Genomic DNA, 15,059 nt, shown 5'->3' on the forward strand with positions numbered 1-15,059 from the left:
TGTATACGCGCATGACATGGGGGTAACCGCAGGCGTACGAGGATGGATGCCCGAAGCTCACACGACGAGAGACAGGGGACAACGGCAATGACCACCGCGGCAGTTCACCAGCAGACGCACATCACGGCCGACGAGGCCGAGGTGAATCTGATCGAGCGCGCCTATGCCGATCCTTCCTCTGTTCGCCCGAAGGACGCCCGAGAGATCGGGCGGCACTTCTTCGACCGCCTCGCTCGGCTGGAGGAGGGCACGCACGAGTACAGCTACGTGCGCAACGTGCTGATCGAGATGAATCTCTCTCTGGTGCGGTACGCGGCCGCCAGGTTCAGGCACCGTGGGCCCGAGGAGATGGAGGACATCGTCCAGGTCGGCACGATCGGCCTGATCAAGGCGATCGACCGGTTCGAGCTGACCCGCGAGGTCGAGTTCACGTCGTTCGCCGTGCCCTACATCGTCGGTGAGATCAAGCGGTTCTTCCGTGACACGTCCTGGGCCGTGCATGTGCCGCGCCGTTTGCAGGAGGCGCGGGTCGAACTGTCCAAGGCGAAGGAGGAGTTGAGCACCCGGCTGGGCCGCTCGCCCTCGACGGCGGAGCTGGCGGAGCTGATGCAGCTCGACGTGACGGAGGTGGCCGAGGCGCAGAAGGCGTCCAACGGCTACAACAGCGTCTCCCTGGACGCGGCGGTGAACGGGGCCGACGACGAGTCCGACACGATGCTTGCCGAGTTCATCGGCATCGACGAGGACCGCTTCGAACTCGTCGAGAACTTCCACTCCCTCGCCCCGCTGATCGTGGACCTGAATGAGCGGGACCGGCGCCTGATCCATCTCCGCTTCGTCGAGGAGCGCACCCAGCAGGAGATCGCCGACGAGCTCGGCTGCTCCCAGATGCATGTGTCCCGCCTGATCTCGAAGGTGGTCGCCCGGCTCCGCGAGGGGCTGATGGCGGCGGAGTAAAGCCGTCTGGATGCCCACTGGATGCCTTCTGTAGAGAATTGAGTGCGCTGCGCCGCCCATTCCGGGCGGCGCAGCGCCATGTTCACGGTGAAGACGTCCGCGATCCCCGAAACGAGCGCGCCCGTGGTGGGCCGCTCCATGAAAGGAGCGGACCACCACGGGCGCGAGCGCGGTGAATTCAGTGCTTGCCGATGTCCTTGGTCTTTTCCTTTGCCTGGCGGGCGTCGCCCTTCATTTGCTGGGCGCGGCCTTCTGCTGTGAGGCGTTCGTTGCCCACGGCGCGTCCGGCGGCTTCCTTGGCGGCGCCAGTGACCTGCTCGGTCTTTGCCTTGGCCTTCTCGCCGGCGGTCATTTCCGCTCACACTCCTTGGCATCGACATCATGTGCTGCCCTCCGATTGGCCACTCTGCAGCGAGGCAAACATCCTCGAGGCCATCGGATCCTGTGCCGTGTCTTTTGCGGTGTCTTTCGGCGGCATCTGCCGCCAGGTGTCACCAGGAGGAAAAGGGGCCCACCTCGCGTGCGTGAGATGAAGTGGGCTTCTCGAGAGAAAGTGCGGGCTCTGTCGCCGATTTCGGTTTGTCTCCGCCGTCTTGGGTACCCGGCGCGTGCTCTTGACGGCTCGGCGGTTTTTGTCGAGTGGCGGGGCCGTGGGTGTGCAAGGTCGGACGTGGTTGTCAAGGGTTCCAACGAAGGGTGGTGGGGTCCCGCACTGTGCGGGACCCGCGTGATGAAGTCCCCAACGGAGCCGGTGAGTTCCCGAAGCGCCAGACCTGCTGCCGGCCTCGGCGCGACGTACCCGTCGGTCACGGTGGACGGGGCAGGCCGCGTGCTGTCCTGCAGCGGCGAGGCCGTCGCCCTCCTGGAGGGTGTGCGGACCGGCGCGCTGCTCGCGGACGTGGCGCCTTCCTGGCTGGCCGAAGCGCACGCCGACATCGCCGGGGCCGCCGCGGACGGCGGAGCGGGTCCGTCCGCGGCGGTGAGAGGCCGCATCGGCGAGGCGACGGTGGACGCGTTCCCGAGCCGCGCGGCCGACGGCGGAGTGTCGTGGCGGCTGGTCGACGACCGTGAACTGCGCAACGTACAAGCGGAGTTGGCCCGCGAGAGGGCCCGCTCGCAAGTCCTGCGGGAGGTGTCCGGCGAGCTTCTGGCATCGCTGAACGTGGACCGATGCATGGAAGCGACCGCCCGCATGGCCGCGGCGCATCTCGCGGACGCGGCGGTCGTCGTCGGCGTCCGGTCCGGCCGCATGTATCCCGTCACCCGCTGCTCCACCGGCGGGCCGGTGGAGCAGGAGAAGGTCGAGCTGGATCCGCAAAGCATGCCGGGCCTCGCGGAGGCGCTGGCGGGCTTCCCTCCCGTGCCGTCGCGATGGATCGACCCGGGCCTCGTCCCGGACTGGGTGGTCCCGGAGCAGTTCACGGCCGGGCGGGCGCAGATCGGCTCCATCGTGGTGGTGCCGCTGCCCGGGCACGGTCTGCCGGCCGGGGCCATCGTGCTGCTGCGGCAGAGCCGGGAAGCGGTGTTCAGCGAAGCCGAGGAGGCCCTCGTCCGGCTCTTCGCCGCCCGCGCGGGCGTGGCCCTGTCCTCGGCGCGCGTCTATGCCGAGCAGGTCCACATCACGGACGTACTGATGCGGGAGCTGCTGCCCCCGGCCCTGGAGAGCGTGCACGGCATCGACTACTCCGGCCGCTACCGGGCGGCGTCGGCCACCGATCGGATCGGTGGCGACTTCTACGACGTGCATCCCGCCGACAGCGACGACGCGGAGACCTTCGTGGTCCTGGGCGACGTGTGCGGCAAGGGGCTCGAGGCCGCCGTACTGACCGGGAAGATCCGCAACACGATCGAGGCGCTGCTGCCGTTCGCCGCCGACCACCTCAAGCTGCTCGCGCTGCTCAACAACGCGCTGCTGTCCTCGCGCCATTCACGGTTCGTGACACTCGCCCTGGCCTCCGTCCGGCGTGAAGGAAGCCGCGTACGGCTGCGGGTCTCCAGTGCCGGACACCCCGCCCCCCTGATCCTGCGTGCCGACGGACGGGTGGAAGAGGTGGACACCAAGGGCGTGCTGATAGGAGTCCTCCCCACGGACCAAGTCACGATCACCACCGCGGCCGTGGACCTCGCACCGGGGGAGACCTGTCTCCTCTACTCCGACGGCGTCACCGAAGCCCGCGGCGGCCCGCTCGGCGATGTGATGTTCGGCGAACAGCGCCTGCACAACACGCTGTCCGAGTGCGCGGGCCTGCCCGCCGAAGCGGTCACCGAACGGCTCCAGATGGTCACCGCGCAATGGGTCGGCGACGGGCCGCACGACGACACGGCCGTACTGGCCATCACCGCGCCGCCCACCAGCCACCACGTGGCCGTGGACGGACACACCCGAGGCAGGTTCGCTTCATGACCACATCAGACGTCACCACACACGCCACATCAGATGTCACCACACGCACCACATCAGACGTCACCACGCACACCGCATCACACGCCACATCAGACATCACCGCACACACCGCATCAGGCGTCACCGCACACAGGGCGGCGCCCAGCCACGACGAACTCCGCGAGCAGTTGTGGCGCGCGGCGGTCGACTGCGACGTGATCCATGCCGTGGCCCTCGTACGGTATGCCGTGGGCGACGGCACTTCCTCGCAGGTGCTGGCCGCGGCGGAGCGGACGCTGCTGCAACTGATCGCGCCGGTGCAGGAACGCGTCGGCATCCAATGGGCGGCCAACGCCATCACGGTGGCGCAGGAGCACGCGGCGACCGCCATCAACGAACGCTGCGTGTCCGCCGTCGCCGACCTGGCCGCTCCCGCACTGGCCGACGCGGCGCCGCTGGGCCGGGTGACGGTCGCCTGCGTGGACGGCGAATGGCACGCCCTGCCCGCCCGCCTGGTCGCCGAGGTGCTGCGCCTGCGCGGCTGGCACGTGGACTACCTGGGCGCACAGGTCCCCACCGAGCACCTCATGGCCCACCTCCACCAACGGCCGAACGACGCCGTACTGCTGTCCTCGTCGATCTCCGCGCATCTGCCCACCGCCCACACGGCGATCAGCGCCTGCCAGGCCTCCGGCGTCCCCGTCATGGCCGGCGGCGCCGCGTTCGGCCCCCAAGGCCGATACGCCCACCGCATGCAGGCCGCCTGGGCCCCGGACGCCCTCGGTGCCCACACCCTGCTGAAGCAGGGCCTCGAACGGCCCACCGCGGACGCGGCCCGCCTGCCCGACCTGGACCTGCCGCATCTGAACGACCAGGAGTACACGCTGGTAAGGCAGACGAAACGGCAGCTGGTCACCCAGACCCTCACCGACATCGAGGACGCGTTCCCTCCCATGCGCTCCTACACCGAGTACCAACTCGAGCGCACCGCCGAGGACATCGACCACATCGTCACTCACCTGGCCACCGCCGTGTACGTCGACGACGCCGACCTGTTCACCGTCTTCATCACGTGGACCGCCGACATCCTCCGGGCCCGGAACGTCCCGCCGCAGAGCCTGCTGCCCGCCCTCGACTCCCTGCGGCGCCAACTGAACGACTTTCCGCGCGCCACCGGCATCCTCACCGCCGCGCGTACCGCCCTCGCCGTTCCCGCACAGCCCGCATGACGGGGTCCTCGGCGCCCCTCAGCGGCGGCGCAGCCGAGCGAGCCATCCGCGTGCCTGGGCCTGCCTGCGGGGGTCCGATGCCGTCCGGCGCGCCCTCGCGATCGTCCGCCTGCCCTGCGGACTGCGGCTGTACTGCTTGATCCGGTTGAGAATGCCGGCCATGAGTCCTCCATGATGTCTGTCGTTCTTCGACAAGAGCAGCGTCACTGCATCCTCGCTCTCTCTGCTGCTACCCGGGAAGCGGTACAGAACACAAAAGCGGGCACTCGGGAGTCAATGACGTCAACGACGTCAACTACACCGACGAGGAACAGGACTTCACATGTTCGCCATTGCCGCCGCCGTGCTGTTCTTCCTGGCATTTCTGATCAACGCCGCCGACATCTCGACGAACGACGTCTTCACCTCCGTGAACGTCATGCTCCTCGGGCTCACCGTTCTGGCACTCCACCTGGCGGGGGCCGGAGGCTGGGCGAGCAGCAGGACGTCGCGTCGACGATGAACTCGGGGGCTCATGACCCGGGGGCTCATGAAATGAGTCGCGTGGTGCGGCGGGTGCCGGAATACTGCCCCGGTGACTGCTACCTCGGTGACCGCTACCGCGCTGCCCGAACTCCTTCGCCCCCGTGCCCTGAAGCCCGGAGACCTGGTCGTTGTCGCGTCGCTGTCCGGGCCGCTGCAGGCCCAGTACGAGCCCGACCTCGAGCAGGCGGTGGTCGTACTTGAGCGGATGGGATTCCGTGTGCGTCGGGCGCCGCTCCTCGAAGCGGGGCGGCACCATTGGTGGAGTGCGGCAACACCGGCGGAAACCGCCGGGGAATTCAACGCACTTCTGCGTGATCCCGAGGTGCGCGCCATCATCGTGCATGACGGCGGCAGTTCAGCACTCGGCTACCTCGACCTGATCGACGTCGAGGCGATCGTCGCCGACCCCAAGCCGATCCTCGGTTACAGCGACATCTCACTGCTGCACCTCGTGCTCTTCGCGCGCACGGGGCTGGTCGGCTTCCACGCCGACGTGGCCACGCCTGGACTCGGCGGGCACTGGCAGTCCGCGCCCGCGGCACGCAGGGCGGAACTCGAGAAGCTCTACTCGACGTTGCTGACCGGCGAGGAGGCGATCGGTGCGCTGCCGACCACCCCGTCGTGGGAGTGCTGGCGTGCGGGTCGCGCCGAGGGACGACTGATCGGCGGGCTGCTCAATCGCATCGTGCTGGCACAGGCAACGCGTTACGCGCTGCCGCTCGAGCGGTTCGACGGCGCGGTGCTGTTTTGGGAGGAGATGGGCTGCCAGGCGGCCCATGTGTGGAGCTACCTACAGGTGCTGCGGCACAGCGGCATCCTCGACCGCATCTCCGGCATGGTCGTGGGCGTCCCGTGCGCGATCGATGGACTCGACTCGCCCGACGCCTCCCCGTCCCTGCCCGAGATGGTCCTCGACGTCCTCGGTGACCGCGACATCCCTGTCCTGGGCAACGTCGAGTTCGGACACGCCGGCCCGAACCTCCCGATGCCCGTCGGTACTCGCGTCGCCCTCGACGCGCAGCAGCGGACCTTGTCACTGCTCGAACCTGCGGTACGCCCGCTCAAGGCGTGAGGCGATCGAGGTGGAGCCGACCGGTGAGACGTTCGAAAGCCGGGGAGGCGCGTCCCATCAGCCGCCGGAGCACCTGCGGCACGCCTACGAGGCGTTGGGGGCAGTGGCCCCTGCAAATCCGGCACCGAGCACCTGCTTAGGGGGTCTACCGAGAGGCCCCGGTGCCAGTCCGCCACCGAGCACCTGCTTATGGGGTCTACCGAGAGGCCCCGGTGCCAGTCCGCCACCGAGCACCTGCTTAGGGGGTCTACCGAGAGGCCCCGGTGCCAGTCCGCCACCGAGCACCTGCTTATGGGGTCTACCGAGAGGCCCCGGTGCCGGTCCGCATCTCACCCGCGTTCGGCGGCTCGGCCCCCGCCCGCGAGCAGGTGATCGCCGCCGCGCGGGCGGCGAAGGCGAGCACCTCCCGCCAGGTGCGGCCCGGGACCGAGGCGAGGGCCCGCGCCGAGAGGAGGTCCCGCTCGGACAGCGCGTACAGCAGCGCGGCGTTCACGGTGTCGCCCGCGCCGATCGTGTCCACGACGTCGACGCGTTCGCCGGGCACGGAGAACTCCCGGCCGTCCCGGGTGAAGACCGTCAAGCCGTCGCCGCCACGGGTGATCACGACGGCGGCCGGACCTGCCGCGAGCCACCCCTCGACATCCGGCCCCAGCCAGTCCGCGTCCTCCTCGCTCAGCTTCAGCAGGGAGACGTACGGCAGCCAGCTCTTGAAACGGGCCCGGTAGGCGTCCGCGTCCGGGATGAGGCCGGCCCTGATGTTCGGGTCGAGGGCGATGAAGATCCCGCGCCCTGCCTCGCGCCGCATCAGCTCCTCGTACGCGCTCGCCCCCGGTTCGAGGATGAGCGAGCACGTCCCGAGCGACAACGCCCTTGTATCGGCGGCCAGTTCGCCCGGCAGCTCGAAGAGCCGGTCCGCGCTGCCCTCGACGTAGAAGCTGAACGCGGCAGAGCCGCCCGCGTCGATCGAGGCGAGGGCGAGCGTGGTCGGCTCGGGGCCGCGCTGGATGAGTCCGGTGCCCACCTGCTCGGCGCGCAGCCGCTCGACGAGCGAGGCGCCGAACGCGTCCGTCGAGATCCGCGAGCAGAAGGAGACCCCCGCCCCGAGCCGCCCGAGCGCGATGGCCGTGTTGTACGGGCCACCACCGCGCGCGGGCAGCAGGGACGCGGTCACGTCACCATGGGCCTGCGGCACCAGGTCGATCAATGCCTCACCGGCGACGACGATCACAGGGATGTTCCTTTCGCAAAACTGCTGGTGCTGAAACTGCTCGTGCTGAAACTGCTCGTGCTGAAACTGCTCGTGTTGAAGCTGCTCGTGCAGAGGGGGCGGGGCTCAGACCTTGGCCGGTTCGGGAGCCGGCTCCGTGACCACCGGCGCCACGGCCTCCGGCAACCCCTTCCCATCGGTCCGCAGCGTGCGGACCGAGATCAGGGTGAACGCGGCGACGAAGCCCGACATGATCAGGTACGTGTGGGCGTAGCCGATGCTGTCGTAGCCGATGCCCGCGAGCGGGGAGATGACGGCCGCGCCGACCTGCGTCGCCAACTGGAAGCCGACGAGGTAGATCGAGGACGAGAGCCGGGGCTCGAAGTGCCGGTTGATGTACTTGAAGATCGCGATCAGCATGATCGGCAGCTCGACCGCGTGCAGGAGTTTCACCGCGGAGATCGCGACCGGATCGGTGACCAGGCCGGACAGACAGATCCGGGTCGCCATGATGCAGCCGGAGACGAGCAGCGACCGCTTCGGCCCCAACCGGTTGACCAGGAACGGCGCGAGCGCCATGCCGCCCGCCTCCAGGAAGACCTGGACGGAGTTGAGGTCGCTGTACATGCGGTTGCCGTCGGCGGTGGTGGAGAAGAGCGAGGCGAAGTACGAGGGGAACATCGCGTCGTACGTGTTGTACGTCGCCGTCACCGCGACCACGAAGAGCAGCAGCCCCCAGAACGCCGGGTACGCGAGGAGCGACTTCACGTCGGCGACCGAGACGGATGACGCGGCATGGTCGACGGCGGCGGCCCGGCGGCCGTTCGTCACGCGGATCGCCACCAGGAGCACGACGAAGACGGCGGCGGCGACGGAGGCGGCCCAGAAGTTCAGGTCCGGGTCGATGTTGAAGAGGCGCCCCGCGAAGAAGGTCGCCGCGGCCCAGCCGAGCGACCCGAACATCCTGGCCCGGCCGAACTCGAAGCCGTGGAAGCGGCCGAGCCGCTCGGCGTAGCTCTCCAGCGTGGCGACGGCGACCGCGAACGCCATGGCCAGATAGGCGGAGCCGACGATCAGGCCGAGCGCGAAATGGGTCTTCAGGAGCGGGCCGTAGACGTAGATGTACATCGGGCCGACGAGCAGCATCAGGCCGCCGACCCAGTACAGAAGGTTCTTGCGCAGGCCGAGGCGGTCCTGGATGAAGCCGTAGACCGGCATGGTCACCAGGCAGCCGATGGCGTTGGCGCTGACCACCAGGGAGCTGCGGCCCGCGCTCAGTCCGATGTCCTGGGTGAGCCAGATGGAGAACAGTGACCAGGACAGCGACCAGGTCACGAAGAACATGAAGAGTGCCGCGCTGATCAGGGTGAAGTTCAGGCCGCGCCTGCTTCTCCCCGGGGCGGTCGCGGCGGGGCTCTGAGCCGCTCGGCTCTCGGTGGCCGGGCTCTGGGTGGTCATGGGCGCTCCCTCGCGCTGGGCACTGCGGTGTCCCGCGCAGCGCCGACTCATGATGCCGGAACAGACTGTTCCGGTCCTTTCCTCACACGTGCCCTTACACGTGCTAGGGCGGGTCAACTATCACGTGTTAGGTTCCGGTTGGCAAGAGGCCGATTTCAAGAAAGTGACATCACCATGACTGAGGCAGACGACCGGAACATCCCGAGTCACCATGTACGTCCTGCCGCCGGGCAGTGGTGCAACGACCCCAACGGGCCGCTCTTCCACGCCGGCCGCTACCACCTCTTCTTCCAGCACAACCCCGGCGCCCCGGTCTGGGGAGACATCCACTGGGGCCATGCGTCGAGCCCCGACCTTGTCACCTGGACCGACGAGGGCATCGCGCTCGCACCGACACCCGGCGGCCGGGACGGACGCGGCGCCTGGTCCGGCTGCGCGGTCGTCGACGACGGGGTGCCCACCGCCGTCTACACGGGCATGGACCGCGACGACGGCATCGGCTCGGTGATGCTGGCCCGCGCCACGGACGACCTGATCACCGAGCTGAAGGCCGAGCCCGATCCGGTCGTCGCGGGGCCGCCGCCCGGCCTCGACCTCGTCGCCTTCCGCGACCCGTACCTCTTCTCGTACGAAGGGCAACGCTGGGCCCTGATCGGCGCGGGACACCGGGGGAGCGGGGCCGGGGACGTGCTGCTCTACCGCGTGGACTCGCTCACCGAGTGGACCTACGCCGGTTCGCTCGTCGACGCCGCCGACCCGGTGGCGGGCCGGATCGCCGGACCCGCCACGGCATGGGAGTGCCCTGCGCTGCTGCCGACGGGCGACGGCCGCTGGGTGCTGCTCCTCTCGCTGTGGATCGACGACATCACGTACTCGACGTCGTATCTCGTCGGCGACCTGCGGGCGGCGGGCGACGGCCTGCGCTTCGTGCCCGCGACCGGCGGAATGCTCGACCACGGCAGGGACTTCTACGCCCCCACCGCCCTGGTCGAGGACGACCGCACCCTGCTGTGGGGCTGGAGCTGGGAGTCACGCACCGAGCAGGAGTCCGTGGCCGCGGGCTGGGCGGGCTGCCTCACCCACCCGCGCGAGATCGGCGTACACCCGGACGGCACCCTGCGCCTCGCCCCCGCCCGCGAGTTGACCGCGCTGCGCGGGACGCCGCTGCCCGTCGGCGCGGACCTTCCTGCGGCGTACGAGATCGAACTCGATGTACGGGTCGGCCTGCCCGACAGCGAGATCGTCCTGAGCCTCGGCTCGGCGGTGTCCCTCAGGGTGAACCCGACCCGCGGGACGCTCGTGCTGGACCGCACCGGCACTCCCGCGACGGCGTCGCATCCGCTGCCCCGGACGTCCGAGGCGATCGCGACCGTACCCGGCGGCACACGAACCCACCTGCGGATCCTGGTGGACGGCCCGCTGATCGAGGCGTTCGTCGACGAGCGGGCGATGCTCACGGAGAAGGTGTATCCCGCTCCCGTGGGGCGTTACGAGGTGACGGTGGTGCGGGGCTCGACGGAGGTGGAGACGCGCGCTTGGGAGTACGGCGGTCGGCACTGACGTGTCCAGCCGGAGACGGCGCGGCCGGGAACGCTCAGTCGGCTCCGGCTCCTTCAGCGGGCCCCCGTCGGCGGGCAAACCGAGTCCCGGGTGACCACGGGGCACGTCAGGCGGCGCGCGGTCTCCCGGTTCACCGGCTCGTCCGCCTCGGAGGCGTCGAGGAGCATACGGACCGCGGTCGCGCCCATCTCGTGGTGCGGGAGCGCGATCGTCGTCAGGGCGGGGACCAGGTGGCCGGCCATCTGGTCCTGGTCGTCGTAGCCGACGACCGACAGTTCGGTGGGTACGTCGATGCCCAGGCGGGCCGCGGCGAGCAGCGTGCCCGTGGCCATCCGGTCGTTCGCGCAGACCACGCCCGTCGGCCGGGCAGGACCGTCGAGCACCCGCATCGCCGCCGCGTATCCCTCGTCGATCTGCCAGCCCGCGCGGAGCACCCACTCCTCGCGCGCGCTGATCCCGGCGGCCCGCAGTCCGTCGCGGAAGCCGCGCGCCCGGTCCGACGCGGCGATGTCACCGGCCGAGCCGCCGAGCAGCGCGATGTCACGGTGCCCCGCCTCGATGAGCACATTCACCGCGGAACGGCCGCCCTTGCGTTCGTTCGACACCACCGAAGCGTACGAACCGGGCTTGCGCGGCAGGCAGTTGGCGAGCACCGCCCGGGACGGGTCGATGCCCTCGGGTACGGCGGTGCGGCGCATGGACATCGCCGCGTACACGATCCCGTCCACCCGGCGGGCCCGCAGCTCTGCGACCGCCTCCGCCTCGGCGGCCGGGTCGAGGCGGGACTCCATGAGCAGCACCTGGTGCCCGCGCTCACGGGCCGCCTCCATCGCGCCGAGCACCAGACGGCCGGCGAACGGGCTCGTCGCGATCTCGTCGCTGAGCAGTCCGATCACCGCGCTGCGCTGCTTGCGAAGCGAGCGCGCCACTTCGTCGGGGCGGTAACCGAGTTGATCGGCGGCTTTCCTGATCCGCGCCTGCGTCTTGGCGGAGAGGTTCCCCGCGGCGCGGCCGCTGAAGACGAAGGACACGGCGGCGCGTGACACCCCGGCAAGCTCGGCGACATCGAGGGCGGTGGGGCGGCTCACGTCGTGTCTTCTCCTGGTGGGTGGATTGGTGGGTGGATCGTTGGGTGGCTGCGGGCGACAATCGGCACCGCCAGTATCGCCGGAGCGCCCGGCCATGTCGGAGCGTCCGGCCATGTCGGGACGCAGGGGGCGCGGCTAGTCTGACGTGGATCAAGGCAGGTCACCCGTGCGGCATCGAAGGGGGCGGGGAACATCGAGAACGCCGACAGCCTGGGCAGGGACGCGGACAGGTCCGAGCGGCCGACGTCGAAGGACGTCGCGCGTCTCGCCGGTGTCTCGCACACCGCCGTCTCCTTCGTCTTCAACGGCCGGGCCGAAGGCAATCTCTCGCCCGCCACCCAGGCGCGCATCCGCAAGGCCGCCGAGCAACTCGGCTACCGGCCCAACGCCGTCGCCCGCGGCCTGCGCCGCCGTCGAACGGCCGTGATCGGCCTGGTCACCGACCACATCGCCTCGTCGCCGTTCGCCGGGGCGCTGCTGCGCGGCGCGATGGAGACCGCCTGGAACCGCGAACACCTGGTGCTCACCGTCGACTCCACCGGCGACCTCGCCAAGGAGGACGCGGCCGTCGCCGAGCTCCTGGACCGGCGGGTGGACGGCATCATCTACGCCGCCATGTCCCTGCGCTCCGCCCGTGTCCCCGCGGGCCTGAAGCGCACCTTCGCGGTGTTCGCCAACTGCCTTCCCGGCGACGGCTCGCTGGCCGCGGTGATCCCCGCCGAGCGGTCCGGTGGCCGGGCGGCGGCCAAGCTCCTCCTCGACGCGGGGCATCGCAGGGTCGCCCTGGTCGGCGGGCTCGACGACATCGCGTCGGCGGAGCGCCTGCGCGGTTTCCGGGACGCGCTGCGGACGGTGGGGGAGCGCGCGGGCGAGGACCGGATCGTGCGCGGCGGAGGCGAGATCTCTGCCGGCTACGCGGGAGCGATGCGCCTGCTGGACGGCGTGCCCGCCGAGCGGCGCCCCACGGGCATCGTCTGCTACAACGACCGGGTCGCGGCGGGTGTCCTGCACGCCGCGGCCCGGCTCGGCATCGACGTCCCCGGTGACCTCTCGTTGGTCGGCTACGACGATCAGGAGCACATGGCGGGGTTCCTGGACCCGCCACTGACCACCGTCGCGTTGCCGCACCGTGCCATGGGGGAGGTGGCGACGGGGCTGCTTCTGGACGCCATCGAGAACGCCACGCCCCCTGCCGTGGAGGTCCGGCGACTGGAGTGCCCCGTGGTGGTGCGTGACTCGGTGGGGCCGCCTCGTTCGTGAGGGCGCGGCGTGCGGCCCGTCTAGGGGGCACCCTTTGCCGAGGCCGACTCACTCGTGCTCCGGCGGTGTCACTTCCCAGCCGGTGACCTTCGCGCCTTCCCCGGCGACCGTCAGCTCGGCGATGTCGTCCGGGCGCCTGTAGATACGTTCTGTCGCCACCGCGCGGTCCGCCACGAAGAGTTCGAGCAAGGAGCCGTCGACCAGGATGCGGACATCAAGTCCGGCTTGCGAGACTGGAGTTGACCTCAGCGTGATCGATGCCGCGCCGTCGGGCCGTTCGCGGGGCCAGCCGGTGCGGTCCAGCGTCGCCGTGCCCGCCGCTGGGTCGAGCGTCAGCGTCAGCTCCGCGCCCGACGTGGCCCGCAGCAGCGTGACCGTGGTGGATGCGACGGCGGTGACCTCGATGTCGTACGCGAGAGGGAGTGGCGTACGACTACCTTGCTCCGTCACGAACGGTGTCCGTGCGCGCAGGAGTTGGAGCTCCGGTGCCGGTCTTACGCGTACCGTGCCGTCGGGGTGCGTGCCGACGACCCGCGGCGCCGTCAGGACACCGGACCAGCCGGCATCGTCCACCTCCCGCTGGCCCCGCGCCTCCCAGGACCAGCCCCACAGCAGATTCCGGCCCGCCGCGGTGTCGTGCAGCACGGCCGGCGCGTAGCAGTCCCTGCCCAGATCGAGCGGACCGCCGACGCGAGGAGTGAATCCGGTCAAGTCACCGTCGCGTCCAGTGGTGAGACGGCCCGTCAGGTACCCGGTCGACAACGGGGATCCGTCCCACAGCGACACCACCAGCGTCCAGTCGCCGCCGTCCCCCTCGAACAGCTGAGGGCACTCCCAGCCCACCGCGCCGCCGCCGAACGCCTTCTCCGCCACCGGATCGTGCCCGTCCACCAACACTCCGGCGAACCGCCAGGACTTGAGGTCGTCGCAGTCGTACAGGAGAACCGATGGTGTGCCGTCGGCGTGACCCGCCCCGACCACCGCCCAGCGGCGCCCGCCGTGCCGGAAGACGAACGGGTCGCGGAACATCGTCACGTCAAGGCCCGGTGGTGGTCCGGAGACGACCGGCTCGGGCAGCGTGCGCCAGGTCGTCAACTCCCGGGATTCGGGGGACGCCTGGGCCAGGCAGATGGTGCCGAGCCCGGTGTGTGCGTGGTCCACGCCGGTGTAGACGGCGGTGGGGACACCCGCGTCGGCCACCACACAGCCCGACCAGCAGCCACCCTCGTCCGGGCCGCCCGGTGTCGGGGTGAGCGCGATGGGGTGGTGCTCCCAGTGTGCGAGGTCGGCGCTGGAGACATGGCCCCAGTGCATGTTCGTGTGCACGGGGGCGTCGGGGTTGTGCTGGTAGAAGAGGTGGTAGCGGCCGCGCCAACGGAAGGGACCGTTGGGGTCGTTGATCCAGTTCGCGGGAGGTCTGATCCGGAAGCGCGGGGCGTGGGCATCGTTCTCGTCGGGTTCGAGGCGGGGCGTGCTCAACGGTTCACTCCAGCGGATGTGATGCCCTCGCGCAGCGGGCGCTGGCCGACGGCGAAGACGGCGATGGCGGGGATCATGGAGAGCACGACGCCCGCGAGGACCACGGACACGGATCCGGTGCCGAGGTTGCCCTGGAGCGAGACCAGGCCGAGCGGCAGCGTGAAGTTCTCGGTCGACGTCTCCAGGATCAGCGGGCGGAAGAACTCGTTCCAGTGGTAGTTGAAGGCGAGGACGCCCACGATCGCCAGGCCGGGCGCGGCCAGCGGCGCGTACACCGAGCGGAAGATCCGCCAGGGTCCCGCACCGTCGATCATCGCCGCCTCACCGAGATCCTTGGGCATGCCGAGGAAGTACTGCCGCATCAGGAACGTCCCGAACGCGGTGGGCCAGGCGGGGACGATCAGTCCGAGCAGTGTGTCGGTCAGGCCCATCGACTTCAGGACCAGGAACACCGGGACGATCGTGACCTGCAACGGCACCATCATCGTCGCGAGGACGAGCCCGAACAGCGGCTTCTTGAACCGGAATTCGAGGCGCGCGAAGGCGTATCCGGCGAGCCCCGCGGTGATCATCTGGCCGACCGCGATCAGCGCGGTCACCAGGGTCGAGTTGAGCGCGTACAGCCATACGTCGATCTCCGCGAAGACCTGACGGTACGCCTCGGTCGTCGGAGCGGACGGAATGAGCTGCGGGGGCAGGTCGAAGGACTCGGCGGGGGTCCGCAGCGAGGTGGACACGGTCCAGATCACCGGGCCGAGGGTGAGCAGCGCGACCACGGTCAGGCCGGCGATCCGTGCCCAGGAGGACAGGCCGTACTTCATACGGTTCACAGGGATCACCG

The 15,059-nt window shown here is 70.0% G+C and carries 14 protein-coding genes; 7 read left to right on the forward strand and 7 right to left on the reverse strand.

From position 1 onward, the window contains the following. Window positions 1–87: 87 nt before the first annotated feature. Entirely contained in the window at window positions 88–957 is an 870-nt protein-coding gene (locus OG746_RS38630) for a SigB/SigF/SigG family RNA polymerase sigma factor (RefSeq protein WP_266723250.1), read from the forward strand. Window positions 958–1,135: 178 nt separating this feature from the next. Here the strand turns inward: OG746_RS38630 and OG746_RS38635 are convergent, their stop codons facing one another. After that, window positions 1,136–1,309, reverse strand: a complete 174-nt coding sequence (locus tag OG746_RS38635) for a CsbD family protein (protein WP_266723252.1) — start codon at window positions 1,307–1,309, stop codon at window positions 1,136–1,138. A 399-nt stretch (window positions 1,310–1,708) separates the two neighbouring features. Here OG746_RS38635 and OG746_RS38640 point away from each other — a divergent pair, with 399 nt between their 5' ends. Together OG746_RS38640 and OG746_RS38645 are read left to right on the forward strand one after the other, a co-directional pair. Then, window positions 1,709–3,361: a PP2C family protein-serine/threonine phosphatase gene (locus OG746_RS38640; protein ID WP_323179734.1), complete on the forward strand. Its 1,653-nt coding sequence runs from the start codon at window positions 1,709–1,711 to the stop codon at window positions 3,359–3,361. Beyond that, complete coding sequence (locus tag OG746_RS38645) at window positions 3,358–4,569, forward strand: cobalamin B12-binding domain-containing protein (protein ID WP_266723256.1); 1,212 nt, start codon at window positions 3,358–3,360, stop codon at window positions 4,567–4,569. Before OG746_RS38640 ends, OG746_RS38645 begins: the two co-directional genes overlap by 4 nt. An 18-nt stretch (window positions 4,570–4,587) precedes the next feature. Here the strand turns inward: OG746_RS38645 and OG746_RS38650 are convergent, their stop codons facing one another. Further along, window positions 4,588–4,731, reverse strand: a complete 144-nt coding sequence (locus OG746_RS38650; RefSeq protein ID WP_266723258.1) for a hypothetical protein — start codon at window positions 4,729–4,731, stop codon at window positions 4,588–4,590. A 160-nt stretch (window positions 4,732–4,891) separates the two neighbouring features. On the opposite strand from OG746_RS38650, the gene OG746_RS38655 reads away from it, so the two are divergent. Continuing rightward, window positions 4,892–5,071 carry a hypothetical protein gene (locus OG746_RS38655; RefSeq protein ID WP_266723260.1) on the forward strand — a complete coding sequence of 60 codons (180 nt, stop codon included), beginning with the start codon at window positions 4,892–4,894 and terminating at the stop codon, window positions 5,069–5,071. 87 nt (window positions 5,072–5,158) lie between these two features. Continuing rightward, window positions 5,159–6,166 carry a S66 peptidase family protein gene (locus tag OG746_RS38660; RefSeq protein ID WP_266725684.1) on the forward strand — a complete coding sequence of 336 codons (1,008 nt, stop codon included), beginning with the start codon at window positions 5,159–5,161 and terminating at the stop codon, window positions 6,164–6,166. Window positions 6,167–6,464: 298 nt separating this feature from the next. Here OG746_RS38660 and OG746_RS38665 read toward each other — a convergent pair whose 3' ends face one another. Then, window positions 6,465–7,394, reverse strand: coding sequence for a carbohydrate kinase family protein (locus OG746_RS38665; RefSeq protein ID WP_266723262.1), 930 nt, complete (start codon window positions 7,392–7,394; stop codon window positions 6,465–6,467). 105 nt (window positions 7,395–7,499) lie between these two features. Then, window positions 7,500–8,831, reverse strand: a complete 1,332-nt coding sequence (locus OG746_RS38670; RefSeq protein WP_266723264.1) for an oligosaccharide MFS transporter — start codon at window positions 8,829–8,831, stop codon at window positions 7,500–7,502. A gap of 174 nt (window positions 8,832–9,005) precedes the next feature. Between OG746_RS38670 and OG746_RS38675 the strand changes: the two genes are divergently transcribed. After that, window positions 9,006–10,391 (forward strand): glycoside hydrolase family 32 protein, encoded by a 1,386-nt coding sequence (locus OG746_RS38675; protein WP_266723266.1) that lies wholly within the window; start codon window positions 9,006–9,008, stop codon window positions 10,389–10,391. A 53-nt stretch (window positions 10,392–10,444) separates the two neighbouring features. Here the strand turns inward: OG746_RS38675 and OG746_RS38680 are convergent, their stop codons facing one another. After that, complete coding sequence (locus OG746_RS38680; protein WP_266723268.1) at window positions 10,445–11,479, reverse strand: LacI family DNA-binding transcriptional regulator; 1,035 nt, start codon at window positions 11,477–11,479, stop codon at window positions 10,445–10,447. Window positions 11,480–11,689: 210 nt separating this feature from the next. Here OG746_RS38680 and OG746_RS38685 point away from each other — a divergent pair, with 210 nt between their 5' ends. Next, window positions 11,690–12,739, forward strand: a complete 1,050-nt coding sequence (locus OG746_RS38685; protein WP_266725686.1) for a LacI family DNA-binding transcriptional regulator — start codon at window positions 11,690–11,692, stop codon at window positions 12,737–12,739. Window positions 12,740–12,787: 48 nt separating this feature from the next. Here the strand turns inward: OG746_RS38685 and OG746_RS38690 are convergent, their stop codons facing one another. Next, window positions 12,788–14,218, reverse strand: coding sequence for a glycoside hydrolase family 32 protein (locus OG746_RS38690; protein WP_266723269.1), 1,431 nt, complete (start codon window positions 14,216–14,218; stop codon window positions 12,788–12,790). Continuing rightward, complete coding sequence (locus OG746_RS38695) at window positions 14,215–15,039, reverse strand: carbohydrate ABC transporter permease (protein ID WP_266725688.1); 825 nt, start codon at window positions 15,037–15,039, stop codon at window positions 14,215–14,217. The genes OG746_RS38690 and OG746_RS38695 overlap by 4 nt, the downstream gene beginning before the upstream one ends. Window positions 15,040–15,059 lie beyond the last annotated feature (20 nt).

Source organism: Streptomyces sp. NBC_01016 (assembly GCF_026341035.1).
Taxonomy (GTDB): Bacteria; Actinomycetota; Actinomycetes; order Streptomycetales; family Streptomycetaceae; genus Streptomyces.